The 24,863-nt window shown below is 70.6% G+C and carries 19 protein-coding genes and 1 pseudogene; 6 read left to right on the plus strand and 14 right to left on the minus strand.

Annotated features, from left to right (window positions below; translation table 11 throughout):
• Positions 1-157: 157 nt before the first annotated feature.
• The 3 genes from CS0771_RS34630 to CS0771_RS34640 are packed head-to-tail and all read right to left on the minus strand — an operon-like array spanning position 158 to position 5,046.
• A complete protein-coding gene (locus CS0771_RS34630; protein ID WP_212844919.1) occupies positions 158-1,462 on the minus strand; it encodes a restriction endonuclease subunit S in 1,305 nt (434 codons plus the stop codon).
• Complete coding sequence (locus tag CS0771_RS34635) at positions 1,459-3,423, minus strand: class I SAM-dependent DNA methyltransferase (RefSeq protein WP_244871210.1); 1,965 nt, start codon at positions 3,421-3,423, stop codon at positions 1,459-1,461. The genes CS0771_RS34630 and CS0771_RS34635 overlap by 4 nt, the downstream gene beginning before the upstream one ends.
• Positions 3,424-3,474: 51 nt before the next feature.
• Entirely contained in the window at positions 3,475-5,046 is a 1,572-nt protein-coding gene (locus CS0771_RS34640; RefSeq protein WP_212844920.1) for an N-6 DNA methylase, read from the minus strand.
• A 160-nt stretch (positions 5,047-5,206) separates the two neighbouring features.
• Here CS0771_RS34640 and CS0771_RS34645 point away from each other — a divergent pair, with 160 nt between their 5' ends.
• From CS0771_RS34645 to CS0771_RS34660, 4 genes are all read left to right on the plus strand, one after another.
• Positions 5,207-5,761, plus strand: coding sequence for a DUF4352 domain-containing protein (locus tag CS0771_RS34645; RefSeq protein ID WP_212844921.1), 555 nt, complete (start codon positions 5,207-5,209; stop codon positions 5,759-5,761).
• Between the two features lie 64 nt (positions 5,762-5,825).
• Entirely contained in the window at positions 5,826-6,320 is a 495-nt protein-coding gene (locus CS0771_RS34650) for a hypothetical protein (RefSeq protein ID WP_212844922.1), read from the plus strand.
• Positions 6,317-8,737, plus strand: coding sequence for an AAA family ATPase (locus CS0771_RS34655; protein ID WP_212844923.1), 2,421 nt, complete (start codon positions 6,317-6,319; stop codon positions 8,735-8,737). The genes CS0771_RS34650 and CS0771_RS34655 overlap by 4 nt, the downstream gene beginning before the upstream one ends.
• Positions 8,734-9,096, plus strand: coding sequence for a hypothetical protein (locus tag CS0771_RS34660; RefSeq protein ID WP_212844924.1), 363 nt, complete (start codon positions 8,734-8,736; stop codon positions 9,094-9,096). The genes CS0771_RS34655 and CS0771_RS34660 overlap by 4 nt, the downstream gene beginning before the upstream one ends.
• Positions 9,097-9,165: 69 nt before the next feature.
• Here the strand turns inward: CS0771_RS34660 and CS0771_RS34665 are convergent, their stop codons facing one another.
• Together CS0771_RS34665 and CS0771_RS34670 are read right to left on the minus strand one after the other, a co-directional pair.
• Positions 9,166-10,356: a hypothetical protein gene (locus CS0771_RS34665; protein WP_212844925.1), complete on the minus strand. Its 1,191-nt coding sequence runs from the start codon at positions 10,354-10,356 to the stop codon at positions 9,166-9,168.
• A gap of 115 nt (positions 10,357-10,471) precedes the next feature.
• A complete protein-coding gene (locus CS0771_RS34670) occupies positions 10,472-11,221 on the minus strand; it encodes a dienelactone hydrolase family protein (RefSeq protein ID WP_212844926.1) in 750 nt (249 codons plus the stop codon).
• 256 nt (positions 11,222-11,477) lie between these two features.
• On the opposite strand from CS0771_RS34670, the gene CS0771_RS34675 reads away from it, so the two are divergent.
• The gene (locus CS0771_RS34675; protein ID WP_212844927.1) at positions 11,478-12,110 is read left to right on the plus strand and encodes a DUF6642 family protein; all 633 of its coding nucleotides are present in this window, start codon (positions 11,478-11,480) and stop codon (positions 12,108-12,110) included.
• Positions 12,111-12,165: 55 nt separating this feature from the next.
• Here CS0771_RS34675 and CS0771_RS34680 read toward each other — a convergent pair whose 3' ends face one another.
• The 8 genes and pseudogenes from CS0771_RS34680 to CS0771_RS34715 all read right to left on the minus strand — a co-directional run bounded on the left by CS0771_RS34680 (position 12,166) and on the right by CS0771_RS34715 (position 22,984).
• Positions 12,166-14,496 (minus strand): cellulose binding domain-containing protein, encoded by a 2,331-nt coding sequence (locus CS0771_RS34680; RefSeq protein ID WP_212844928.1) that lies wholly within the window; start codon positions 14,494-14,496, stop codon positions 12,166-12,168.
• Between the two features lie 378 nt (positions 14,497-14,874).
• A complete protein-coding gene (locus tag CS0771_RS34685; RefSeq protein WP_212844929.1) occupies positions 14,875-16,164 on the minus strand; it encodes an aldehyde dehydrogenase family protein in 1,290 nt (429 codons plus the stop codon).
• Between the two features lie 175 nt (positions 16,165-16,339).
• On the minus strand, positions 16,340-17,512 hold the full coding sequence (locus tag CS0771_RS34690; protein WP_212844930.1) for a hypothetical protein: 1,173 nt from the start codon (positions 17,510-17,512) through the stop codon (positions 16,340-16,342).
• Positions 17,506-18,798, minus strand: coding sequence for a glucarate dehydratase family protein (locus CS0771_RS34695; RefSeq protein WP_212844931.1), 1,293 nt, complete (start codon positions 18,796-18,798; stop codon positions 17,506-17,508). The genes CS0771_RS34690 and CS0771_RS34695 overlap by 7 nt, the downstream gene beginning before the upstream one ends.
• 34 nt (positions 18,799-18,832) lie before the next feature.
• Positions 18,833-19,762 (minus strand): annotated as a pseudogene (locus tag CS0771_RS34700) (5-dehydro-4-deoxyglucarate dehydratase); the annotation flags it as partial.
• Between the two features lie 36 nt (positions 19,763-19,798).
• Positions 19,799-20,647: a carbohydrate ABC transporter permease gene (locus CS0771_RS34705; protein WP_212844933.1), complete on the minus strand. Its 849-nt coding sequence runs from the start codon at positions 20,645-20,647 to the stop codon at positions 19,799-19,801.
• On the minus strand, positions 20,647-21,627 hold the full coding sequence (locus CS0771_RS34710) for a carbohydrate ABC transporter permease (RefSeq protein WP_212844934.1): 981 nt from the start codon (positions 21,625-21,627) through the stop codon (positions 20,647-20,649). The genes CS0771_RS34705 and CS0771_RS34710 overlap by 1 nt, the downstream gene beginning before the upstream one ends.
• A 28-nt stretch (positions 21,628-21,655) precedes the next feature.
• On the minus strand, positions 21,656-22,984 hold the full coding sequence (locus tag CS0771_RS34715; RefSeq protein WP_212844935.1) for a sugar ABC transporter substrate-binding protein: 1,329 nt from the start codon (positions 22,982-22,984) through the stop codon (positions 21,656-21,658).
• Between the two features lie 126 nt (positions 22,985-23,110).
• Between CS0771_RS34715 and CS0771_RS34720 the strand changes: the two genes are divergently transcribed.
• Positions 23,111-23,890, plus strand: a complete 780-nt coding sequence (locus CS0771_RS34720) for an IclR family transcriptional regulator (RefSeq protein WP_244871211.1) — start codon at positions 23,111-23,113, stop codon at positions 23,888-23,890.
• Between the two features lie 58 nt (positions 23,891-23,948).
• Here CS0771_RS34720 and CS0771_RS34725 read toward each other — a convergent pair whose 3' ends face one another.
• Positions 23,949-24,767, minus strand: coding sequence for an NAD(P)-dependent oxidoreductase (locus CS0771_RS34725; RefSeq protein ID WP_212844937.1), 819 nt, complete (start codon positions 24,765-24,767; stop codon positions 23,949-23,951).
• Between the last annotated feature and the right edge of the window lie 96 nt (positions 24,768-24,863).

Here is a 24,863-nt window from a genome sequence, read left to right on the forward strand (position 1 = left end):
TAAAAATGCTCATTCAGCAGGGAGATTGAGCGGGTCACATGACGCGAATATTCCGGCCACAAGAAGCGGACACATCAGACTCCGCAATGCCTACACATCCACGAAATCGGACGCCTCATTCGATACCTTGCCAGGCCACGAACTTCTGCCTTCTTGCCTAGTGGCCTACCCGTGCAGATCCGCGGTTACCGGAGAGCGAACCACGCCCTGTCGATACATCGATTTGCCCGGTCACGGCTGCGGTGATCAGTGCCTGCCTTCGTTCGCCGATCAACGATATTTGACTGTTGATCGACCGTCGAATAGTCTCGATTGCCTCGATGTTTGCGTTGATCCGCCTAACAGTCGCTCGCTGCTCCACAAGGCCAATTAATGGAACTCTAAAGTCGCGGATCTTGCTACTGCTCGTAGAGGCCAAGTTTGTCGTCTTAACTCCTGTGCTCTCGAAATAAATACGCGCATGCATCGATCTAGTCGCCAAAGCGAGATAGTCTGCGTCAAGCTTTCTGGGATCCGGGCGGACCGCAAAGACGTGATTCTGGTGAAGGCAGTCCGGCAATTCGCCACGCCAGACGGTACCCCGTCCCAGCTTGTCGAGGTCTCCTCCTTCCGTCATAAGAACATCGCCAGGACGAAGCGTGCTGGCTGCCGCCATCCGCCTGGGCACTGTCACCTCAGTGACTGAGTCGAGCGCCACAGATCCATCCTGGACGTTGGCGACTCGCAGATACGGACGAGTCACAACATCGCCTGACAAATCTCGACTGGAATCGACTGTGATGCCAGACTGCAGCCTTGCGATGTATCCGAGACGCACCATGGGTGCGTCCTGGGCGTTCTCGGATATCGAAGAGACAACGCGCAATAGATTCTCGGACAAGGCCGTTAGCTGCTTGTGGCGTAAAATGCTTAGTTGGTCCAGGCGATTCGTCTCCGAATCGAGGTAGTCGGCGATGCGCCGTTGCTCGTCTAGGGGCGGCAATGGAATTCGCAACTGCTCGATGTCCGGCATATAAATCGTCTTGTGGGTTGAGCCGGCGGCAATCCGTCGAAACTCCGGTGCCATTGCCCGTAGCGCGTGAAGCAGATACCGCGGCACAAGTTTTTCACTACAGGTCCAGGTGGCGAAATCCTGACTCGTGGCCATGTCTACGCCCATGATTGCCGAAAACCCTACAGACGCCGTGCGCGACAGCATGACCGTTCCCGCAGGATGCTTGACAGCCGAGGAGTTCGCCAGCCCCAGGTCGCTGATCTTTTCTGCTGTCGTGTGCACGACGTCGGTCGTGCCATCACGGAGCTGCCCAACGTCCGCAAGCGTCATCCATGGCACGTCACAGTCCTGCCAATACTCGGGGCGCTGCCGACTTGGCGTGTGCCCAGTGCCGAGCCTCGCAACGAATCGAATCGGCACGGTCGGCCAACGGGACGAGGCTAGCCAAGGTGCAAGTTGAAGGGTCACCGCGTGACCTCGCTCAGCAGCGTTTGGATCTGGGTCTCCAGCCCACGCAACTCGGCGTCGATCTCGGCAAGCGGGCGGGGCGGTGTGTATACATAGAAGTGCCTGGTGAACGGGATCTCATACCCGAGCTTGGTCTTGCTGTGGTCGATCCAGGCGTCCGGAACGTGTGGCAGCACCTCGCGGTCGAAGTACTCCTCGATGTCCTCGCTCAGCGGCACGTTCTCGTAGTCGCGCAGGTCAGGGTCGGGGATGACTTCGCCCTTCTCCAGTTGCACCTCGCCATCCGGATCGCTGACCGCGACCGAGACCCACATTCCCTTCTCGGCAGCGGCTGCGGGCCACGGCACACCAGACCCGGCTGCCGTCTCCAGCAGCGCGGCCTTGGCTTCCTTCTTTGTCCACCACACCGTGCCGATCAGCGGCTTCAACGCGGTGATCAACATGTCGCGGTAGTCGTACTTCGCGAGCGGCTTGGCCTCGGCAAGCGCGGCCAGCGTCTCCTCTGTGATCTCGAAACGCAGCTTGAGAGGGCGCTCCACGGTGATGCGCTTGTAACCGAAGTCCGTGGTCGCGAACACCTTGACCTTGGCGTGTCCAGGATGGTCCGGGTCGGACGCGACGGTGAGGGCCTCGCCGTACAGGCGGGTGATGTCAGTGATCTGCCCGTCGGTGATGAGTTTGCGCTTGTCGCCGAGGCTCTTGCGCATCTTGGCCCACTGGTCGCGGGCGTCGAGCAGCACCACTTTGTTCCGCAGCTCGGATGCCTTGCGGTTGGACAGGATCCAGAAGTAGGTAGAGATCCCCGTGTTGTAGAAGAGCTGGTCCGGCAGCGCGACGATGCCTTCGAGCAGGTCGTTCTCCAGGATCCAGCGCCGGATGTTCGACTCGCCGGACTCGGCGGCTCCCGTGAACAGCGGCGAGCCGTTGAAGACGATCGCGAGCCGCGAGCCGCCCTTCTCCACCGGCCGCATCTTCGACAGCATGTGCTGCAGGAACAGGAACGAGCCGTCGTTGATCCGGGGCAGACCGGCCCCGAAGCGGCCCGCGTGTCCGAGTTTGGCCTCCTCCTCGACCTCGTCCTTGACCTTCTTCCACTCGACGCCGAACGGCGGGTTGGCGAGCATGTAGTCGAAGGTCCGGCCCTGGTGGCCGTCCTCGCTGAACGAGTTGCCGAGCACGATGTTGGCCGGGTCCTGGCCCTTGAGCATCATGTCCGACCGACAGATGGCGTACGACTCGCCGTTGATCTCCTGGCCGAACAGCGTGACGGTCGCGTCCGGGTTGAGCGATGCGATGTGGTCCTCGGCCGCGGACAGCATGCCGCCCGTCCCGCAGGCCGGGTCGAGGATGTTGATGACCTGGCCGGGCTCGGTGAGCGCCGCCGCGTCCGGTGCCAGTAGCAGGTTCACCATCAGTTTGATGACCTCGCGCGGGGTGAAGTGCTCACCGGCGGTCTCGTTCGAGATTTCGGAGAACTTCCGGATCAGCTCCTCGAACACGTACCCCATCTGGTGGTTGTCGACCTTGTCCAGGTGAAGTTTGATGTCGGCGAATTTCTGCACGACGAGGTAGAGCAGCTTGGCGTTCTTGAGCCGGGTGATCTGCGCGTCGAAATCGTACTTGTCGAGGATCTCTCGGGCGTTGGGCGAGAACCCGTTGATGAAGTCCCGCAGGTTCTTGTCGGCGCTGGCCGCGTCCGCGCCGATGGTGGCGAAGGTCTGCTTCGACGTGTTGTAGAAGGGCAGCTTGGCCGCGATCTTCAGGATCTGGTCCTTGTTCGCCAGGTTCGTCGACGCGTCCCGGTCCCACACCGCCTGACGGGTCGGCTCCATGACGCACTCCAGCCGGCGCAGCACCGTCAGCGGCAGGATGACCTTGCCGTACTCAGACTGCTTGTAGTCGCCGCGGAGCAGGTCCGCGACGGACCAGATGAATCCGGCCAGTTCCTGATGCGTGGTCACGATGAGTGCTCGTCTCGTCTCAGCTAAGCGGGAAAGGGAGAGAATAAGGGACTACGCGTCGGTATCGGGGGCGAAGACACCCGAGGTGAGCCCATATACGGCCGTTCGCACCGCATCGTCGGCCAGTGAGGTGACGGCGTCCGCCTGTTCGGCGAAGGCGGTGATCCGCCGGAAGGCGTCGCCGAAGCGGCGCTGCTCGACCAGGGGCAGCCGGGGCACCCGGGCGCGCCTCACGTCGAGCCGGAACGTGCCGCCCTGGGTGCCGGTGGCCTGGCGGCGGTTGCTCTCCGAGCGCAGGAAGCAGGCCACGAAGTACGGGTCGAGCTGCTGCGGATCGCACCGGATGACCTCACCGGCCGGGCGTTCTCGCGGCGAGTCAGCGTCGGCGACGACGACGGCGTCGAACCGGCCGGCACCGCCGGGGATGACGATGTCACCCGGCTGGAGGTCCTGCTTGTCGGCGAACTCCAGAGCACCCGTGCGGGCCAGATCGGCGATCGTGGTCGTCGGCAGCGTCACGGGCTCGGGACGGGCCGCGAACGACGGCAGCTCACGGACCAGGCGTCGGCTCGCGGTGCCGAGCGAGGAGCGCAGCTGCTCGTAGTCGTCGCTCACGTCGCGGATCGGCAGCTCGATGTGGCGGGCGGGGACGAGGAGCACCTCCTCGTCGAGCAGCTCGATCGCCGGCACGTCGCGGGTGAGCGTCTCGTCGGCGAAGACCCGCTGCCATCCGCGTTCGTCGCGCGGCACGTCGGCCGGGTCGGTGTCGGTCAGGTCGACCAGGCGGAGGGTGTACGCGGGACGCCCTTCGGGCCGCTGCAGCACCCAGATCAGCCACGGTCCGCCCGGCCCGCCGAACCCTTCCGGCAGTGCCACCACCTGCTGGAGCGCTCCGGCCCGCAGCAGCTCTGCCCGGATCTTGCGACCGGACGCGCGTACGCCCGCGGCATACGGCATCAGCAGTGTCGCGGAGCCCGACGGCTTGACGTAGGCGAAGCAGAGCTGCAGCCACGCCAGGGAGACGTCCTGCTGGTGCGGCGGACCGAACTCCCAGCGGTGGTCGAAGGCGCCGTCCTCCGCCTGCCAGGCGGCCTTCGACGGTGGCATGCAGATGACGGCGTCGGCCTGTCCCCAGTGCCCGGCCAGCCGGTCATGCTCGAACGGTTCGCCTTCGGACAGCTCGGACGCGACTCGGCTGCTCTCTTCGAGCCGCTGGCCCGTCATCTGCACGCGCGCCGGTGACACGTCCTGGCCCGCATACCTGATCGCGCCGCCGAACCGCCTCGCCGCAGCGACGAGCGCCGAGCCGGTGCCGCAGGCCGGGTCGAGCAGGATGCCCCTCTTGACGGGCGGCATCAACGCCGCCATCGCGGCGGCCACCTCGTCGTCGGCCGCCCGGTGGACGGGACGCGCGGGAGCGGCGAGGATCGGCGCGAGCGCGTCGTCGAGCCTCCCATTGGCTCGCAGCCACGCCTCGACCTCGGCGAGCGCGAACATCGGGCTGTTGGGCGGCCCACCGACCGGCTGCGGAAAGTCGGGGTGGCGCCGCCGCCAGTTCGACACCGCAGCTCTGCCCACCCCTGCAAGCCGCGCGATGTCGGCCGCGGTCACCTCGTCTGCCATACGCACCTCCAGATACGACGACACCGTACACGACCCATCGGCCCGTGTACACGGCCCATGCGTACACGTGTTCCAGTTGTGTACTTGCTCAAACTGTGTATGGTGTTCACAGCACGGCGCAGCAGCGCCGTGTGAACCTTCTCTTTCCCAAGGAATCGCCATGCGCAAGCTCAGCCTGTTCGGCTTGGTCGCCCTCACCGCGTTCTCTCTGGCCTGCGGGGCCGGAGCCGGGGACACCAGTTCCTCGGTGGGTGGCGGCGAGGGCCCCGGTGTCGAGGCGGCGCCGGAGCCGACCACCGCGGTCGGCAAGCTCGGCCAGACCATCACCCTCACCAGCGAGCTGCTGGGTGACAAGACGGTCGTCGAGGTCGCCGTCAGCAACGCCAAGCAGCACACCAAGGAGCCGGGCTCGTTCGGCAGCAAGCCGGAGAAGGGCGTGTTCCTGGCGCTCGACGTGACGGTCGTCTGCAAGCAGGGGACGTATCACGCCAATCCGTTCAACTTCAAGTTCGTGGCCAAGGACGGCACGGTGTCCGAGCTGGCGCTGACCATCGGTTTCAAGCCCGAGCTGGACGCGGTCGACCTGTCCGCGGGCCAGAAGACCAGCGGGAAGATCGTCTTCGACGTGCCGAAGGCCGCGCTCACCGGCGGCCGCATCCAGATCGACGGCGTCGGCCTCGACATGGACAAGCCCGCCGCCTACTGGGCGCTCTGAGCCCCTGCCCCGTCCGGTGGCCGGCGGGCCACCGGACCCCTTCCAGTCCGAGGTGAAGCCGCCATTGAGTCGCACCTGCGCCACGTGTGGCAAGAAGTCCTATGACACGCCGGAGCGCGCCATCGCGGTGGCGCTGCGCTGCTCCCGGCTGCGCGGCACCGCGCTGCGCGTCTACCACTGCCCGCGCCACGAGACGTGGCATCTGACCAGCCGCGCCACCTGGCGTGAGCGGCCGCCGGAGCCGCCGGTCGCCGCGCTGGGCTACCGGCGGCGTATGGCCGCGCTGCTCGCCGACCGGGGGTCGGTCGGCGAGCAGGAGCTGGTCGCGGCCGCCGCGTCCGGGGTGGACCCGCGCCACGTCCGCTCCCTGGTCACCGAGCTGCTGAACATCTGGTGCCGCCGGGGCCTGGTCTACCCGGACGGGCCGACCGTGGTCGCGGTCGACGTCCCCGCGCTGGGCGTGATCGCGGCGCACGGCTGGTCGGCCTGGGTGCGCGAACACCCGGCCGGCGAGCTTCCCGTCCCGTCCCCCGCCATCGCGAGTGAGGTGCTGCCGTGAACTCCGACGAACCACTGGTTGAGCTGCTGTTCGACCGCCTGGCCGCCGACGGCGTGCCGGACGACGTCGCAGAGCTCGTGCTCGGCGCCGTCGGCGGCGACGACGACCTGCGGGCCGCCCTCGCGGGCACGCCGACCCGGCTCGACCCGGCCGCCGACGCCTCGGCGCCGGGCCGGGCCCACCTCTACCTCGACTCTGTCACCATCGCCGGGTTCCGCGGTGTCGGCCCGCGGCAGACGCTGCGGGTGCCGCCGGGGCCGGGGCTGACGCTGGTCGTCGGGCGCAACGGGTCCGGCAAGTCGAGCTTCGCCGAGGCGATCGAGCTGGCGCTCACCGGCGACAGCGCCCGCTGGGCCGACCGCAACAGCGTGTGGCGCAGCGGCTGGCGCAACCTGCACCAGCCGCACGACTGCACGATCGAGCTCGGCTTGCGTGCCGACGGCGACGCCGTGCCGACCCGCATCCGGCGCGCCTGGACGCCAGACGGTGACCTGCCCTCCGCGTCGGTCACGGTGACCGGCGCGGCGGGCGCCTTCGACAGCCTCGATCCGCTGGGGCTGGCCCGCCCGTTGCGGCTGTACCGGCCCTTCCTCACCGCCGGTGACCTCGGCCGGCTCGTCACCAGCACGTCCACCGCGCTGCACGATTCGATCAACGGGATCCTGGGCCTGGAGCTGCTCACCGAGGCGGGCCAGCGGCTGGCCGCCGCGGCCAAGCCGGCCGACGCCGCGCTCAAGGACCTCCGGGAGCGCCGGACCGTGCTGCGCGCCGCGCTGGCCGACATCGACGACGAGCGGGCCCGGCGGGCCGCCGCGGTGCTCGCGGCGACCACCCCCGACCTCGGCCTGCTGGATGCGGTGCTGGCCGAGCCGGTGGACGCCGATGGCGACGAGCTGCTGGCGGCGTACCGGCGGCTCGCTGCCCTCACGCTGCCGGAGCCCGCCTCGGTGGCGCGCCTGGCCGAGGAGCTGGCCGCGGCCGTCGTGGAGAGCCGGCAGTATGAGGAGAGCCAGGTCAGATCTTCCGTGCGCGCCGCCGAGCTGCTCCGGCTCGCGATGGACTACCACGTGGACAGCGGCGACGGCCCGTGTCCGGTGTGCCGCACGGGCACGCTCGACGGGGCGTGGCGGCAGCAGGCCGACCTCGCCTTCCGGGAGCTGCGCGAGCTGTCGCTGTCCGCGAACCGGGCCACGTCGCAGGTCAACGAGCTCACCCGGCGCGCGCGGCAGCTCATCGGCGAGATCGACGTGCCCGACGGGGAGGGCACGTCCGTCGCGCTGCTGCGCGACGCCGTCGCCGAGCTGCGGGCGGTGCCGCGCACGCCCGGGGAGCTGGCCGAGCATCTGGCGGCCCGCTACCCGCTGGTGGCACAGGCGGCCGAGCTGGTACGCGAGGAGGCCGTCGTCTATCTGCGCGAGCGGGACACCGCCTGGCAGGCCGTCGCCGCCGAGCTGCGGGTCTGGGTGGCCGCCGCGCGGCGGGCGCCCGCGCTCAAAGTCGAGCAGGCCCAACTCAAGGCCGCCCGGGAGTGGCTGAAGCAGGCCGCCGGGGAGATCCGCAACGCGCGGCTGGCGCCGTTCGCGGCGCACTCGCAGCGGATCTGGACGCAGCTGCGCCAGGAGAGCAACGTCGAGCTGGGCGGGATGACGCTGCAGGGCGCCGGCACCCGGCGCACGGTCGTGTTCAACGTCAGCGTCGACGGGGCCGACAACGGCACGGCGCTCGGGGTGATGAGCCAGGGCGAGCTGCAGGCGCTCGGCTTGGCCACGTTCCTGCCGCGCAGCTGCGCGGCCGAGAGCCCGTTCCGGTTCGTCGTCATCGACGACCCGGTGCAGAGCATGGACCCGTCGAAGGTCGACGGCCTGGCCCGGGTGCTCGCCGAGCTGGCCGCCGACCGGCAGGTGCTGGTGTTCACCCACGACAGCCGGCTGCCCGACGCCGTACGGCGGCTGGAGATCGACGCCCGGATCCTGGAGGTGGTCCGGGCCGAGCGTTCGGTCGTCACCATCCGCGAGGCCGCCGACCCGGTCGGGCGCTACCTCGGTGACGCCGACGCGGTGGCCCTGTCCCGCGACGTGCCCGACGACGTGCGGGCGCCGGTCGTCGCCGAGCTCTGCCGGTCGGCGCTGGAGGCGGCCTGCCACCGGGTCGTCTGGCGGGTGCGCACGGCCCAGGGCGAGCGGGTGCCGGACATCGAGAGCCTGCTCGACGGGGCGCGGCTGCCCGCGACGTTCGCGCTCGCGCTGTTCGACGACGCCGGGCGGGCCGACGAGGTGCTGAGCAGCCTCAACAGCAGGTTCGGTCGGGCCGGCGGCGACGCCTACCAGGCCTGCCGCAAGGGTGTGCACGGCCACTGGCAGGGCGACCTGCCGCGCCTGGTGCGCCAGGTCCGCCGGATCACGGAGGCGCTGGTATGAGCGCCTCCGGACCCGCGGACTGCTATCTCGCCGCCGCCGACGGCCTGCTGATCGGCCGCGGCCCGGCCGTCGGCGGCTGGTGGCCGAAGGCCTGCGCCTGCCTGATCCGGCTCGCGCTGGAGACGGCGATCGACGGCTACTGGCAGCGGCACGTCCCGGCCGTGGCGGCGTACGGCAGCGGGCGTACCAAGCTGCTGCTCCTGCGCAGGCGGTGTGACCGCGGCCTGGTCCGGGAGGCCGCGTACGCGTGGGGGACGCTGTCGCAGGCGACCCATCACCACCCGTATGAGCTGGCCCCCACCCACGCCGAGCTGCGCCGCCTGCACAGCAGCGTTTCGGCGATCGTCAGCCGGCTCTGAGGCATCCGGCGGCCGGCCGGCTCGGTGTCGCACGAGCCGGTTCGGCCGCCCCTGCCGTGACCCGAGCGTCTAGAACGCGCCCGCCTTCACGGAGATCGCGACGCGGCGGCCGGCGTACTCGGTGACGGTCCAGAGTTCGTCGACGCTCGGGCGGTAGGTGAGGTCCTCGCAGCCGATCGGCAGCGTGTCGTAGTGCATCACCACGCTGCCGCCCGGCGTCCACGTGGCCAGGTCGCCGTCGTTGGCGTCGCCGTCGCTCGTGGACAGGAAGTACTTGCCGTTCAGGCTGAGCGCGCCCTGCATCGACGTCACGTCCACCCGGTATGCCCAGCTCGCGGTGGCGTCGGTGGTCGAGCCGGAGTCGTGGACCAGCTCGCGGTCGGTGTAGTCGACGCCCCAGCGGGCCAGGCGGGTGCCCGTGCCGGGATTGCCGTACTCCCCGATCAGGATGCTGTCCGGGCTGGTGCTGCGGTCCAGCGAGATGAAGGAGAACACGAGCCCGCCGGTGCCGACCTGGTCGTAGGCCAGCGACTGCGGCAGCACGTACTTGTACCCGAACGCCTGGTAGCTGCCGTCGGACTGGCGGCCGCAGGTGGTGGAGCTGGTGGTGGACGTCTGCCACAGGTGGTTCAGGTCGAAGATCCGCAGGCCGCGGTTGGTGTCCACGACGTAGAGGTGGTGGCCGTACCAGGCGATGCCGCCCGCGTGCACGTTGATCGGGCGGAAGCTGTGCACCCCGCCGGAGGTGTACGGCTCGACGAGCAGCACGTGCCGGTAACGCGGGGCGAGCGGGTCGGTGCGGTTGACGAAGCTGACCCGCACGCCCTTCTCCCCGTCGACGGCCGTGGAGTACCACGAGACGAGCACCGCCTTGCGGTCCTCGTACACCCCGGAGTCGAGCGCGTCGGAGCTGGTGGTGATGCCCTGCGGCATCCACTCGGCGGTGCCGACGTCGCCGCTCTCGAACCGGAACCCGGCGGCGAAGTTGGTGACCAGCGCGGCGCCCTCGCTCGCGGTCAGCCGGGTGGCGACCCGGTTGCCGTCGTCGAGCACCTGCTGCACGGTCACGTTGGGCAGGGCCGCGTCGAGTCCGGCGATCGCGGCGGCGTAGGCACCGGCGCGGCGGCGCAGCTTGAAGGCGGTGCGGTCGATCGCGGCGGGGGCGGCGGCGGCGGGCGTGCCGACGAGCAGGGCACCGGCGGCACCGGCGGCGGGCACGGCGATCAGTCCGGTCAGGAGTGATCTGCGAGGAATCAGCATCGCGCCACCGTAATGGCCCGAAATACACGGCCGCTACAGTGAGGCAACAATAAAGGATCTTTTAAGCTTCGATTTGAGCCGAGCCGCGCCCGAAGCTGGGCACGACCCGGCCCGGTCAGCCCAGCAGCTTCTCGACCTGCGCGACCATCCGCTGCACCGCCTCGCGGGACTCGTCGGTGTGGTCCAGCACGTCGAACGAGTGCTGCCCGTGTGGCACGTCGACGATCTCCACAGGCCGGCGGGCAGCATCAGCCGCCGCCAGGAACCTGGCCACCGTCTCGGCGATCTCCGGCTTCTCCAGCCCCACCCGGGTGAGCACGATCGGGACCTGCCGCGACACCGCCCCAGCGACCGCCTCGACGGGCCGGAACCGCGGGTCTACCGGCCAGCCGGGCAGCGGCGCCAGCGCGGGATACGTCAGCGCCACGCCGCGCAGCCAGGCCTGCGGCTCGCGCAGCCAGTCGGCGCTGAGCAGGCCCCCACCGGAGAAGAACCAGACGACGATCCGATCGGCGTCCACCCGCGGATCGGCCCGCACCGCATCGACAGCAGCGGTGACGTCTTCCGCCGCGGTGGGATAGTCCAGCACGACGCCGTCAGCGTTCTGCAACACGTGGAGGCGGTGGTCGACGACCGCCGCGACGAGCCCGCGCGAGGCGAGCAGGGCACCGTATCCGCGGTACACCGGCCAGTCGCGGGGCGTCGGGCGCAGGTCCGGCGGCAGCGGACCGCCGTGCAGGAGCACCACCGCAGGGAAGGGCCCGTCGCCGTGCGGCACGTACGAATCGATGGAGCCGGTGCGCTCGGGTTCCAGCTCGGCCGGTGAGAGCACGAAAGGCCGCAGATGGCCCGGAATCTCCGTCATGACTGACCATTCTGACCTATCCGACACCCCTCCGCTGCCCCTGCAAGGAAGGGCACCTTCTTATCGCTTTGCGTACAAGAAGGTGCCCTTCTTAACCCGCTGGGTGAAGTGGGTCCGCACGAGCAGCGCTTATACGGACAGCGAGGGCCGGGATCGTGACGGCCCGCGTACGGGCAGCGTCGCATGCCCGATCGACGGAGCCTGCGCACCGGCCGTCCCCGATAGAGTGACCGTCCACATTGTCAGGAGGCAGCGCGTGGCCGCACCGGGGATCTTCTGCGTCGAAGGCCAGTGGGGCGACCTCGACCGCAAGGAGTCGGTGCTGCCCATCCTCGAGCTGTTAGAGCGGCTGGGCCGGATCCGTTTCATCCACAAGGACGTGGCCACTCCCGAGGAACTGGACTTCTACCTGTCGCGATGGCGGCTGCGACGATACGCCGAATACAAGGTCGCCTACTTCGCCATGCACGGCGAGGCCAGCCACCTCGTGCTGACCGAGGGCCGCTCGCTGAGCCTGGAAGAGCTGGGCGAGCGCCTCGAAGGCCGCTGCGCGGGACGACGGATCTACTTCGGCAGCTGCTCGGTGATGCGTCACTCTGCGCGCCTGGCCCGCTTCGTCGAGAAGACGGGGGCGGAGCTGGCATGCGGGTTCACCGTCTCCGTCGACTGGCTCGAATCGGCGGCTTTCGACACGGTGTTGCTGGACCTGCTGGCGAACAGCACTCCGTCCGCGGTGAGCAAGCGGATGGCGTCGGCGCGCTGGGCTCCGCTGGCCGCCCACCTCGGGTTCAGCATCGTGTACGCGGGCGGAAGAAGCTGGTCCGCGGCACGCGACCTGAAGGTCCCCGCACAGGCAGGCCCACGCGACAGTGCAAGGCTGGACGCGTGAGAAGTTAAGAAGGGCACCTTCTTCTACGCAAAGCGTTAAGAAGGTGCCCTTCCTTCTAGCGGGCGGTGAGGTTGTAGGGGTTGCCGGTGCCGGCCGCGTTGAAGCCGAAGCTCTCCTCCTGGCCGGGGGCGATGTCGCCGTTGTAGGCGACGTTGACGAAGGTGTGGTGCTGGGCGGAGCTGGTCCGGGTGGAGCTCCAGGAGCTGCTGACGGTGGTGCCGGTGGGCAGGTCGAACTCGACGCGCCAGGTCGTGGTGGCGGTCGCGCAGTTGTTCTTGATGAAGACGTCCATGCCGTAGCCGGTGCTCCAGCTCGATGTCTTGACCGTGCGGACGGTCAGGCAGGTCGACGGGGCGCTCGGCGACGGGGACGGCGAGGCCGAAGGGGACGTGGACGGGGACGCGCCGGGTGACGCCGAGGCGGACGGCGAGGCGGGCATGGACGGGCTGGGGGCGCCGGTCAGGGACTTGAGGAAGAGGGACGGGCCGGGGTCGGTGCGGGTGGCGTCGACGCCGTGGCCGCCGGTGTAGTCGAGCTGCTCGCGCGAGGCCCAGTCCGGGATCGGCATGCCGCCGGAGTCGAGGTGCTGCCAGCCGGTGCCGTTCCAGCCGAACTGGTAGATGCGCTGGCGGTCGGCGTAGTACGGGGTGTAGGCGGCGCCTGCGGTGAGCTGCTTGGTCATGGTGTTGTTGAAGAAGACGTTGCGGGGGCCGGAGGAGCCGGACCACTTGACCGCCTTCTTGCCCGCGCCCCACCAGATCGGGAACCAGGTGGAGGCGTCCGGGCCGCCGCCGCCCTCCTCGCCGCAGTTGGCGGTGCAGCTGCCCGAGCGGTGCTCGTACGGCACGGTCACCGTGTTCAGCTCGATCAGGTTGTTGCGCTCCCAGCCGCCGTGCAGGTTGACGTCGGAGTCGAAGTCGTTGCCGATGACGACGTTGCCCGACGCCGACCACTGGAACGTGAAGTGGCGCAGGTTGCGGGAGACGTTGCCGGCGTAGAGCGAGTCCCAGACGCGCGAGCCGCGGAAGTAGCCGTTGCCGCCCTTGCCCTTGTTCCAGGAGCCGTCGAAGCTGTTGCCGACGATCTGCAGCCGGTACGCCTCCTCGGAGACGATCGGGTGGGAGCCGGTCATGGTGGCGCTGATGCCGCGCACCCAGGAGTTCGCGGCCCACTTGAACACGATGCCGTGCATCTCGTCGGCCGGGGACATGTTGCCGTAGTTGTGCACGGCGTCGGCGGCGTTCAGGCCGGGCATGTCCTGCGTCATCGCGAAGTTCTCGAAGCCGACGCCGAGCACCGGGTCGACCAGCGGCGCGGCCTTGGAGTCGTACACGGCGCCGTTGATCGCGGCCGAGCCGTCCGAGGTCGAGGTGACCGGTACGTCGTACTCCAGCGGCTTGTCCACGGTGATGGTGCGGTTCGTGGCGTCCACCGCGGTGATCGTGAAGATCTGCTGGCGCATGTGGATGTTCTGCAGGGTGCCGTCGGCGGGCGTGACGTCCTGCTGGGCGTAGAAGTTCAGCGAGTTGGCGGCGCGGACGTTGACCAGGCCGCCGACCGTGAACGCGCTCAGCGAGCCGCTGGTGGCCAGGTGCACCACCGTGTCGCCCTGGCGGGCGGCGAAGCCGGTGTCGCCGGTCTTGCCGCGCAGCTTCAGCCCCGCCTTCCAGTGCACGTTGACGGTGCCCTCGAACAGGTCCTTCCGGTTGGCCGGCGCGGCGGCGTACTCGCTCGCGTAGCCGGTGTGCACAGCCCGGGACTGCACCCGGAACAGGCCCCGGCCGGGCCAGATCCAGCCGCCCGCGGCCGAGCCGTAGCCCGAGCCGTCCTCGTCCCAGTCCGAGCCGTCGGCGGTCAGCGCGTCGTAGCGGGTGTTCGCGTCGGGGCGGAACACGATCTTCGTGCCGCCGGTGCCGCTGCCCGCACCCCGGATGATCAGGTGGTCGGCGTCGACGCCGAGCTGGCGGGAGACGTTGAGCGTGCCCGCGGGCAGCGTGATCAGGGAGAGCTTCGTGTAGCTCGCGCTCGGCGAGCAGCCGGTGCGGATCGCGTCGATCGCGGCCTGCAGCCCGGCCGAGTCGTCGGCGCCGTCGTTCGGGGTCACCGTGTACTGGCTCGCCAGCTCGGCAGGAGTGATCTGGCAGGCGGGGTCGGGGTTGGTCTCGGCCGCGCCGGGCAGGTTCGCGCCGCCGCGGTAGCCGGCCTTGGACCAGTCGTACAGGCCGGAGATCGGGGCGCGCCGGTTGGCGGCGGACAGGTCGAGGGTGGTCAGCGCGGCGGCCGGGGCCAGCGCGGGGCGGTGTGGGGCGACGGCCAGGACCGCCGCGGCCAGGACCGCCACGGTGAGCGCGGCCAGCAGGGGCACGGAAACGGATCGTCGGGACATTTCAGCTCCGATGGGGACGGTTGTCAGCTGTGGATCCTGTTGATCGGTCAGTTTGCTGACATGTATCCATCAGGTCAATAGCCTGCCACAAACTGGCATGCCGTCCAGATACGTAGACGACACTGATCTTCCCCAGAGCGGCGATCTTTCGCGAACAGTGAGGGCGACACGCCCAAATAGGACCAAACCACCGTGCCAACTGCAAGATCGGTCCGATCTTGAGGGCAGCGCCCGGCGATGATCGCGGTCTCGTGTCAAAAGGTGCGGTAGGGCCGCAGATCATGACACGAGACCGCGATCATCACGCGCCCCACCCCACGGGGCCGACACGGAGCCGCGAGCTCGGGGGGCGGCGAGGTCGGCGGGGTCGGTGGTGGTTCAGGGGAGGAGGTCGGCGGGCAGGCCCTGGAGGGCCACGGGGCGGCGGAAGCGCTCGATCGCCTGCGTGCCGACCGACGTGGACCACGATGCCGACGTCGCCGGCCAGGGGCCGCCGTGGTGCATGGCGTCGCAGACCGCGACCCCGGTGGGCGCCCCGTTCCAGATGATCCGCCCGGCAGTCGCCAGCAGCGTGGGCAGCAGCGCCCGCGCCGTGTCCCGGTCGCCGTCTCCGGCGAACACCGACGCGGTCAGCGAGCCCTCCAGCCGTCCCAGCACCTCGCCGGGCTCCCCGACCGCGATCACCAGCGACGGCCCGAAGTGCTCCGCCAGCAGCTCACCGGCCAGGTCGGCAGCGTCGACGACGACGGCGAACGGCGCGGGCTCCCCCTCCCCGGCCACCACGTGATGCTCCGCCGACGCGGTGGCCCGCCAGCGCTGATGCGCCTCGGCCATGCCGGGCGTCAGCATCCGGTGCACCGGCAGCGCCGCCACGGCCGCGGCCAGTTGGTCCGCGAATCCGGCCGACCCCGTCAGCACCAGGCCCGGCTTGGTGCACAGCTGCCCCGCCGACCCCGTCACGGCCGCCGCGAGCGCGGCCACCGTGGCCTCACCGGCCGCGCCGGGCAGCACCAGCACGGGGTTGAGCGAGCCCATCTCCGCGTACACCGGGATGGGGTCGGGGCGGGTCGCCGCCGCGTCCATCAGCGCCCGGCCGCCCTGCAGCGACCCGGTGAACCCGACCGCCCGGATCCCCGGCGCGCGCACCAGCTCCAGCGACACCTCAGGACCACCCGCCACCAGCGCGAACGCCCCCTCGGGGAGGGCGCGGGCCAGCAGCACGGCCAGCAGTTCGCCGGTACGCGGCTGCGCCGGGTGTGCCTTGACGACCACGGGACAGCCGGCGGCCAGCGCCGAGGCGGTGTCCGTGCCGCTCACGCCGAACGCCAGCGGGAAGTTCGACGCCGCGAACACGGCGACCGGCCCGACCGGCACCGGCACGGTCACCACGTCGGCTCCGCCCAGGGCGGCACCGGCCGACACGCGCCGCCACGGCTTGGCCGCGTGGTCGCCGTACTGCCGGAACTGGTCTGCGGTGCGCGCCAGCTCGCCGCGCAGCCGCGCCTCGGCCAGCCCGGTCTCGGCCATGGCCGTGGCCACGATCTCGTCCCCGGCCGGCACGAGCGCGTTCGCGCACGCGTGCAGCATCGTCCGCCGCAGCTCGCCGCCAGCCGCCGCCAGCTGGGGCGCCGTCTGCACGGCCCGCCGCACGGCACTCGACACGTTCATGTCCGCTCCTCATGGTGTTCGGTCGCGGGTCTACACCTTTGGGGATGTAGGTACATCCCCAAAGGTGTAGACCCGCGGAAGTATCACCGGCGCCTGGCGGCCCCGGTGTTGCTCCGGCATCACCGGGGCCGCCCCTTTCCCAGCAGCGCACCGCTGTCGGCTGTCACCCGCCCGGTCAACCGCGGAACTCCTTGACCAACCCCGCCAGCAGGGGCTGCCGGTCTGACCCGGCCAAACCGAGGTGGTACAGGCTGAGCCGGGCGGCACCCGCCTCGCGCAGCCGGGCCAGGTGCGCGGACAGGTCGTCCGGACGCGCGGGCGGCAGCACGGTGACGTAGGCGTCCACGGTCGCCCGGCCGGCCAGCGCGGACACCAGATCGGCGGTGGCCGGGTCGGTCGGCCAGCACGGCACCAGCACGTTGTCCACCTCGGACGGCAGCCGCGGCGGGAGCCCCGGCGACGGCCCGGCCGCCCACGGGTCGGGATGGCCGTGCAGGGTGATCGAGGCCTGGGGAGCGTGCTCGCGCACCGCCACCAGCACGCCGGACCGCAACGCGGCGGCCGCCGCCTGGCGCACCGAGAGCAGCGCGGACGCCAGCTCCCCGGGAAGCCACGGGCCACCTGCCCCGGCCGCCCCCGGCGCATCGGCGTCGCCAGGAGCAGTAACCCCGGCCCCGTCGCGCACCGCGTCCCGCAGCGCGGTGCGGACCTCGCCGGGGTCGAGCCCGGCCGCCGTCCACGACGCGGTGCAGGCCTCGCAGCAGCAGATGCTCAGCAGGCGCTGCACCAGCGGCGGGAAGGCGCCGTCGGTCTTCTCGTGGCAGCCGAGGTGGGCGACGCCCATCTGCCCGGCCGACTCCAGCGACACCCCGCCGACCGGCAGCCCGCGCAGCGCCTCGGCCGCGAGCGTGGCGCAGTGTTCGCGCACCTCCGGCTGCGACGGGCACAGCGCGTAGGCATACCGCTCGCCGAAGCAGTTGCGGACGGTCAGGTCCGGGTAGGCCAGGCCGAGCCGGGTGTTGTGGGCCAGCACGATCCAGGCGTTGACGGGGATCCCCGCCTCGCGCAGCAGCTCGGCGGCTTCCCCCGCCGCGTCCTCGGCCGTCCAGTCCGGACCCTGCGGCACCAGGCGCCGCCCGGCCCAGGCCGCCTCGCGTACGGGCCGGTAGAGCGCGGCATACCGGGCGTCGACCAGCCGCCGCGACGGGTGCAACGGGGTCGCCGCCCGCGTGCTGTGGTACGACACCGCCAGCGTCACCGCGTCCGCGCCGCTGCGCTCGAACCGCTCCACGAAACCCGGCCCGTCGCCGAGCACGTCCCACGGGAAGGCGTGCACGCTGATCACCATCGCGGCCTCCGCTTCGTGTAGTCCGGCTCGAAGATCCGGCGGTACGACGTGTCGTCGCGTTCGCGGATCGCGCAGCGCAGGTAGTTCTCGTGCAGCCGGGCCAGCGCGTCGCGGTCCAGGGCGACACCGAGGCCGGGCGCGTCGGGCACGGTCACCGCTCCGCCGGTGATCGGCAGTGGCCGCTCCAGCACGTCCACCCCGCACTGCCACGGCGTGTGCGTGTCGGCGGCGTACGTCAGCTCGGGCAGCGCCGCGCCGAGCTGCGTCATCGCGGCGAGGCTGATGCCGAGGTGGCTGTTGGAGTGCATGGACACCCCGACGCCCCAGGTGCGGCACATCGCGGCCAGCTCGGCGCTGCGCCGCAGGCCGCCCCAGTAGTGGTGGTCGGACAGCACCACGCCGACCGCCTCCTGGGTGAAGCCGGGCGGGATGTCGGCCGGGCTGACCACGCACATGTTGGTGGCCAGCGGCATCGGCGCCGCCTCGGCGACCTCGGCCATCCCGGCGATGCCCGGCGTCGGGTCCTCCAGGTACTCCAGCAGCCCTTCGGTCTCCTCGGCGACGCGAATGGACGTCGCGACACTCCAGGCGGCGTTCGGGTCCAGGCGCAGCGGCAGCTCGGGGAACGCCTCGCGCAGGGCGCGGATCGCCGCGATCTCCTGGTCCGGCGGGAACACCCCGCCCTTGAGCTTGATCGAGCCGAAGCCGTACTGCGCGATCATCAGCCGGGCCTGCGCGACGATCCCGGCCGGGTCGAGCGCCTCGGGACACGGGTCGCCTACCGGCGGCAGGCCGCCGACCAGCGAGGCGGGGCCGTCGGCGGGCGGGTGCGCGGCCCACTTGTAGAACAGGTATGCCGAGAACGGCACCCGGTCGCGCACCCTGCCGCCGAGCAGGTCCGCCACCGGCCGCCCGATCAGGTGCCCCTGCAGGTCGAGGCAGGCCACCTCGAACGGGCTGAACACCCGCAGCGCCGTCTTCTGCGGGCTCGACCCGCCGGTCAGCCCGTGCCGGTCCGGCGCGTCCACGCCGCCCAGCGCCCGGCCCACCCGCCGCCACAGCCCGTTGGTGTCGAACGGGTCGAGCCCGACCAGCGTCGGCCCCACGCCGCGCAGCAGCTCCAGATGCAGTGCGTCGCCGTAGGTCTCCCCCAGCCCGATCAGCCCGTCCCCGCACCGCAGCTCGACGATCGCGCGCAGCGCCCACGGCTGGTGTACTCCGGCAGAGTTGAGCAGCGGCGGGTCGGGAAACGCCACCGGCGTGATCACGACCTCGCGGATCCTCATGCGCGCGCCCCGCTCCGAACCAGTGCCGCCGTGCTCATCGCGTCACCTCGGCCAGGGCGGCCCGGCCGCGCGCGATGATCGCCTTCAGCTCCGCCAGGTGCTCCGGCGACACGTCGACCAGCGGCGGGCGCACGTGGCCGACCGCCAGCCCGTCCAGCCGCGCCCCCGCCTTGACCAGCGCGACGGCGTAGCCGGGCACCTTGTCGCGGAGCGCGACCAGCGGCAGGTAGAACTCGCTCAGCAGGCGGGCCACGACGTCCTTCTGCCCGGTCCGGACCGCCTTGTAGAACGTGGTCGCGATGTCGGGCGCGAAGCAGAGCACCGCCGAGGAGTAGCTGTCCACACCGATGGCCTCGTACGCCTGCACGGACAGCTCCGCCGTGGGCAGCCCGTTGAGGAAGCCGAACTCGGCCGCGCGCGGGTGCCCCGACTGGCGCACCGCGGTGACCAGGCGCAGCATGCCGTCCACGTCCCCGCGCCCGTCCTTGATCCCGACGACCGAAGGGATGTCCAGCAGCGCCACCGCCGCGGCCGGGTCGAGCACCGCGTTGGCCCGCTGGTAGACGGTGATCGGCAGCGGCGAGGCGGCGGCGACGTACCGCACGTGCTCGACCAGCCCGGCCGGGGTCGAGGAGACCAGGTACGGCGGGAGCAGCAGCAGCCCGTTCGCGCCGCACTCGGCGGCCAGCTGGGCGAACTCGCGGGCCTGCTGCGGGCCGCCGCCGCACCCGGCGAAGATCGGCAGCCGGCCGTCGGACACCCGCACCGCGGTGGCGACGACGTCGCGGTACTCGTCGGCGGACAGCGCGGTGAACTCGCCGGTGCCGCAGGCGACGAACAGCGCGCTGGGCGCGGCCGCGAGCTGGCGCTCGACGTGCTCGGCGAAGACCGCGAGGTCTACCTTGTCGTCGCTGGTGAACGGGGTGAGCGGGAACGAGAGCAGCCCCTGCAGGCGCATGGTGGTTCTCCTTTGTGGCGGTGCGGAGGTACGGGTGGCGCGTCAGCCCTTGACGGCGCCGGAGGTCAGGCCGCGCATGAACTGGCGCTGCATGGCGATGAAGGCGAGCACGCTGGGCAGCAGGGCGAGCAGCGCGGCGGCCAGCAGCACGCCGACCCCGACCTCCTCGTCCGAGCGCAGCGTGCGCAGCGCCAGCGGCAGGGTGAACTGCTGCGCGTCGGTGGCGACGAGCAGCGGCAGCAGGTACTGATCCCAGATCATGGTGAAGCCGAAGATGCCGATCACGCCGAGCGCCGGGCGGCACAGCGGCAGCACCACGGACCAGAAGACCCGCAGGTCACCGGCGCCGTCGAGGCGGGCGGCCTCCTCCAGCTCGACCGGGATCTCCTTCATGAACTCGGTCATCACCAGGATGGAGAACGCCCAGGCGCCCACCGGGATGATCATGCCGAGCAGGGTGCCGGTGAGGTCCACCTCGGACAGCACCAGCGACAGCGGGATGGCGAGCACCTCCTCGGGCAGCATCATCGTGCTGAGCACCAGCAGGAAGACCAGCTTCATCAGCGGGAAGCGCTTGCGCGCCAGCGAGTAGGCGGCCGAGATGCTGACCGCGATCTGCAGCAGCAGCCCGCCGCCGACCACGAGGAACGAGTTCGCCAGGTAGCCGAGCACGCCCCGGTCGAAGGCCCGGGTGAAGTTCTCCAGGGTGAACCCGCCCGCCGAGAACAGCGACGTCGGGTCGGGCACCCTGGTGAACGCGCCGACCATCAGCGCCAGCAGCGGCCCGGCGAAGACCACGATCAGCAGGCCGTACACGACGACCTTGACCAGCACGGCCAGCGGCCCGCGGCGGGCGGTGAAGCCGAGCGCGCTGTCGAAGCCGTTGCCCATCACGCCACCTTCCTCTCGGATCGGGCGCGCGCCAGGCGTACCAGCAGGGTCAGCAGCACGGTCGCGCCGAGCAGCAGCATCGAGCCGGCGGCGGCGATGCCCAGCTCACCGCGTTCCAGGCCGAGCTTGTAGATCAGCGTCATCATCACCTCGGTGGAGCCGTTCGGGCCGCCGTTGGTGAGCAGGAAGATCTCGGTGAACACGCGCAGGCCGCGGATCGCGGCGAGGGTGAACAGGATGGCGAACACCGGCCGCAGCGCCGGGACGGTGACGTGCCAGAGGCGCCGCCACACGCTCGCGCCGTCGACGGCGGCCGCCTCGTAGAGGTTGCGGTCCACCCCGGCCAGCCCTGCCAGGAAGATCATCATGTCGTACGGCGCACCGCGCCAGATCCCGACCGCCATCACCGACCACAGCGACGTGTCCTCGCTGTTCAGGAACTGCGACGGCCCGAGCCCGAGCCAGCCCAGCACGGAGTTCACCGCACCGTCGGGCGCCGGGTAGTACATGATCCGCCACACCTCGGCCACCACCGCCATCGCGACGACGGTCGGCAGGAACACCGCGGTGCGTACCACCCACAGGTGTCTGGCGGATCCTTCGAGGAGCAGGGCGAGCGCCATGCCGAGCAGGATCGAGCCGCCGGTCTGGCCCACGGCCAGCACCACCGTGTGCCCGATCGCGGCGAGGAAGTCCTCGTCGACGAACACCTGCGCGTAGTTGTCCAGCCCCACCCACCGGTCGCCCAGGTAGGGGCGCACCTCGTGCAGGCTCATCTGCACGGCCTGCGCCATCGGCCAGAACTTGAACAGCGCGAAGATGGCCAGCGCGGGGGCGAGGAACAGCCACGGGCTCAGCGCGCCCGACAGATCGAAGCGCCTGCGGCGGCGCGGTGCGGGGGCCGGCGGGAGGGCGGGCTGCCCAGCCTGCCGGCCGGGGCGCACGGCGGTCGCCGTCGCCCCGGGACCGGTGGCCTGCATCAGTGCCTCCTGACCTCGGCCGGGCGCGTCACGCGCCCTGCTTCTGCAGCTCGGCGGTGAACTTCTCGGCCAGCTTGGCCAGCTCCGCCCTGGGGTCGGAGGAGCAGTTCGCGACGATCGCGTTCAGCGACTCGGCCGACGCGGTGCGGAACGGGGTCCACTCCGGCACGACCGGGGCGTAGCGCCCGGCCTCCTTGTAGACCTTGTCGAAGACGAGCCAGCGGGCGTCGGTGCGCACCTTGGCCAGGTCGACGTTCTTGTTGACGGGCAGCCGGACCACGTTGCCGTCGGTGTCGCCCGCCATGCCGACGGTCTGGCCGTCGACCGAGATCAGGAACTCGGCGAAGCGCTCCTGCCCGGCCGGATTCGCCGAACCCGCCATCAGGTACACGTTCTCGCCCTCGGCCAGCGACGCCTGCTTACCGCCGGGACCGGCCGGCAGCGCCACGACCTCGTACTTGTCCTTGCCGAGGTTCTTGTCGAAGCGCGCCATGTTGTACGGCCCGGTGAAGTAGATGCCGCCCTTGCCGGATTCGAACAGCGGGTGCGCCTGGGTGGTCTCCGAGGTCACCGCACCCGGCACCACGCTCTTGGCGGTGCAGAACTGTGCCTTGAGCCAGGTCGCGGCGGCCACCGCCTGGTCGGAGCCGATCGCCGGGGCGAGGCTGCCCGCGCTGCCGGAGAAGTAGTCGGCGCCCGACGCCCACAGGAAGCTGGAGAAGTACCAGTCCAGGTAGCCGCGCTTGGTGGAGCCGGGGATGACGTAGCCGTAGGTGTCGGCCTTGCCGTTGCCGTCGGGGTCCTTCGTGGTGAACGCGGTGGCCAGCGCGTCCAGCTCGGCCCAGCCGGCCGGCTGCCCGAGCCCGACCTTCTCGCGCCAGTCCTTGCGGATGAACAGCGCGAACGACTGCGCCGAGAACGGCACGGCGTAGACCTTGCCGTCGGCGCCCTTGGCCGCGTCCCAGGAGGCCGGGGTGAGCTGGTCGCCCCCCTCGATGTCGGCCTGCTTCACGTCGCGGACCAGGCCCTGCTTGACCAGGGTGCCCAGCTGGGCGGTGTCGTTGACGACGATGTCGGGCAGCTTCTTCTGCGCCGCGGCCTGCTGCAGCTTCGTCTCGAAGTCCTCGAACAGGGCCGTGACCTTGGCCGGGATGCCGGTGGCCGCGGTGAACTTCGCGGCCAGGGCCTGGTGGGTCTTCTCCGTCGGAGAGCCCGGGGGTTTGCGGACCCAGATCTCCAGCGGCGCCTTGCTGTCGGCGGCCGGCTGGGGGTCCTCACCACAGCCGGCCACGGTCGCCAGAGCGAGGGTGGCCGCCAGCGCCGCCACGAGCCTGGTCGTCTTGGTACGACTGAGCATCGGACGCTGCCTCCTGTCTACATATGTGGACGGGTTCCTGTCATGTGCAAGTGGTGCACCGACAAGTTAGCGTCCGGTACTATGACCGTCAACACTTCCGAAACAATTCGCGTGGACGGTGGATCCATGACCTCAAGCCAGTCCGAAAGCTCACTGGTCAAGTCGGCCGAGCGCACGGTGCGCATCCTGGAGACGCTGGCCGCGTCCCCCCGGCGGCTGAGCATCTCCGAGCTGCAGGAGATCATGGGGTATCCCCGCAGCAGCCTGCACGCCCTGGTCAGGACCCTGCGTGAGCTGAAATGGGTGGAGGCCGACGACAGCGGCGCCACCTTCGGCGTCGGCCCGCACGCCCTGCTCTCCGGCACGGCGTACCTCGACCGCGACCCCGCGCTGCCGTACGTCTACGAGGCGCTCGAGGACCTGCGCGCCGAGATCGGCTACACCGTGCACTACGCGCGCCGCGACGACGGCCACGTCCTCTACCTGGGCAGCCGCGAGTCGCGCGACGCCGTACGGGTCGTCTCCCGGGTGGGCCGCCGGCTGCCCGCGCACATCACCGCGCTGGGCCAGGCGCTGCTCGCCGAGCTGACCACGGTCGAGGTGGACAAGGTGCTGCCCGACGAGCTGGCCGCCCTCACCGAACACTCCATCACCGACCGCGCCGCCCTGCACGAGGAGATCACCAGAGTGCGCGACCGCGGCTGGGCCTTCGAGCACGAGCAGGGCACCAAGGGCGTGGCCTGCGTCGCCGCCGCGGTCCACTACCGCATCCCCGCCACCGACGCGATCAGCTGCTCCATGCCCGCCGACCTGGCCACCGACGCCGAAGTCACCCGCGTCGCCGCCGCCGTCGTCCGCGCGGCGGCCGCCCTCGCCGCCACCCTCCGCCGCCACGGCATCCGCTGAAAGGAAGGGCACCTTCTTATCGTTTTCCGTATAAGAAGGTGCCCTTCCCAACCTCGCCTCAGTAGGCGACGCCGAGCGGGATCTCGCACCACTGGCCGCCGACGCGGGTGAGCAGCGGGTCCTTGTCCCAGTCGGGCTCGCCGTGCTGGGCGATCAGCTCGTCGGCGAAGACCTCGGCGTCGTCGACGGGGTGGTAGCCGAGTGCCTCGCCCTCGGCCAGCGACCACCAGCGCCGCGTGTTCCGGCTGATCCCCCACACGATCCGGAAGCCGGGCGCGGGCGCGGTCAGGCACGCCTCGACCAGGCGTACCCCGTCGGCCGGCGACAGCCACAACGCGAGTCCGCGCAGGCCCGGCGGCTTCGGGAACCACAGCCCGATGCGCAGGCAGATCACGTCCATGCCGAACCGGTCGGCGTAGAGCTGCCCGCAGGACTCCATCGCGACCTTGCTCCAGCCGTAGAGGGTGTCCGGCCGTCCCGGCAGGTCAGGTGGGAGCAGCTCGTCGCCGCGGCGGGTCTGGAACCCGGCGGCGTGGTTCGAGGAGGCCAGCACCAGCCGGTTCACCCCGGCCGCGCGAGCCGCCTCGAACAGCCGGTACGTGCCGAACATGTTGGACTCCAGGACGTCGCGCACGTCGGACTCGCGGCTCTGCCCGCCCAGGTGCACCACCGCGTCGACGTCGCGCAGCGCCTCGGCCAGCACGTCCGGGTCGGTCAGCGAGCCGATCACGACCTCCTCGGCAGCGCCGTCGCCGCCGGGCAGGGGTGCCGGCTCGCGGATGTCCAGCAGGCGCAGCACCCGATCCGGCCGCCGCATCCCGGAGCGCAGCAGCGTCGCGACCTTGCCGGCGCCACCGGTGATCAAGATTCGTCCCATGGCCAGCAGCATAGCCAGCCAGCCACTCGCTCGCCAAGATGAGACTTGCCGTCCAGATATGTAGACACGTGTCGTGGGAGTGGTTAGCGTGTGGGT

Source organism: Catellatospora sp. IY07-71 (assembly GCF_018326265.1).
GTDB lineage: Bacteria > Actinomycetota > Actinomycetes > Mycobacteriales > Micromonosporaceae > Catellatospora.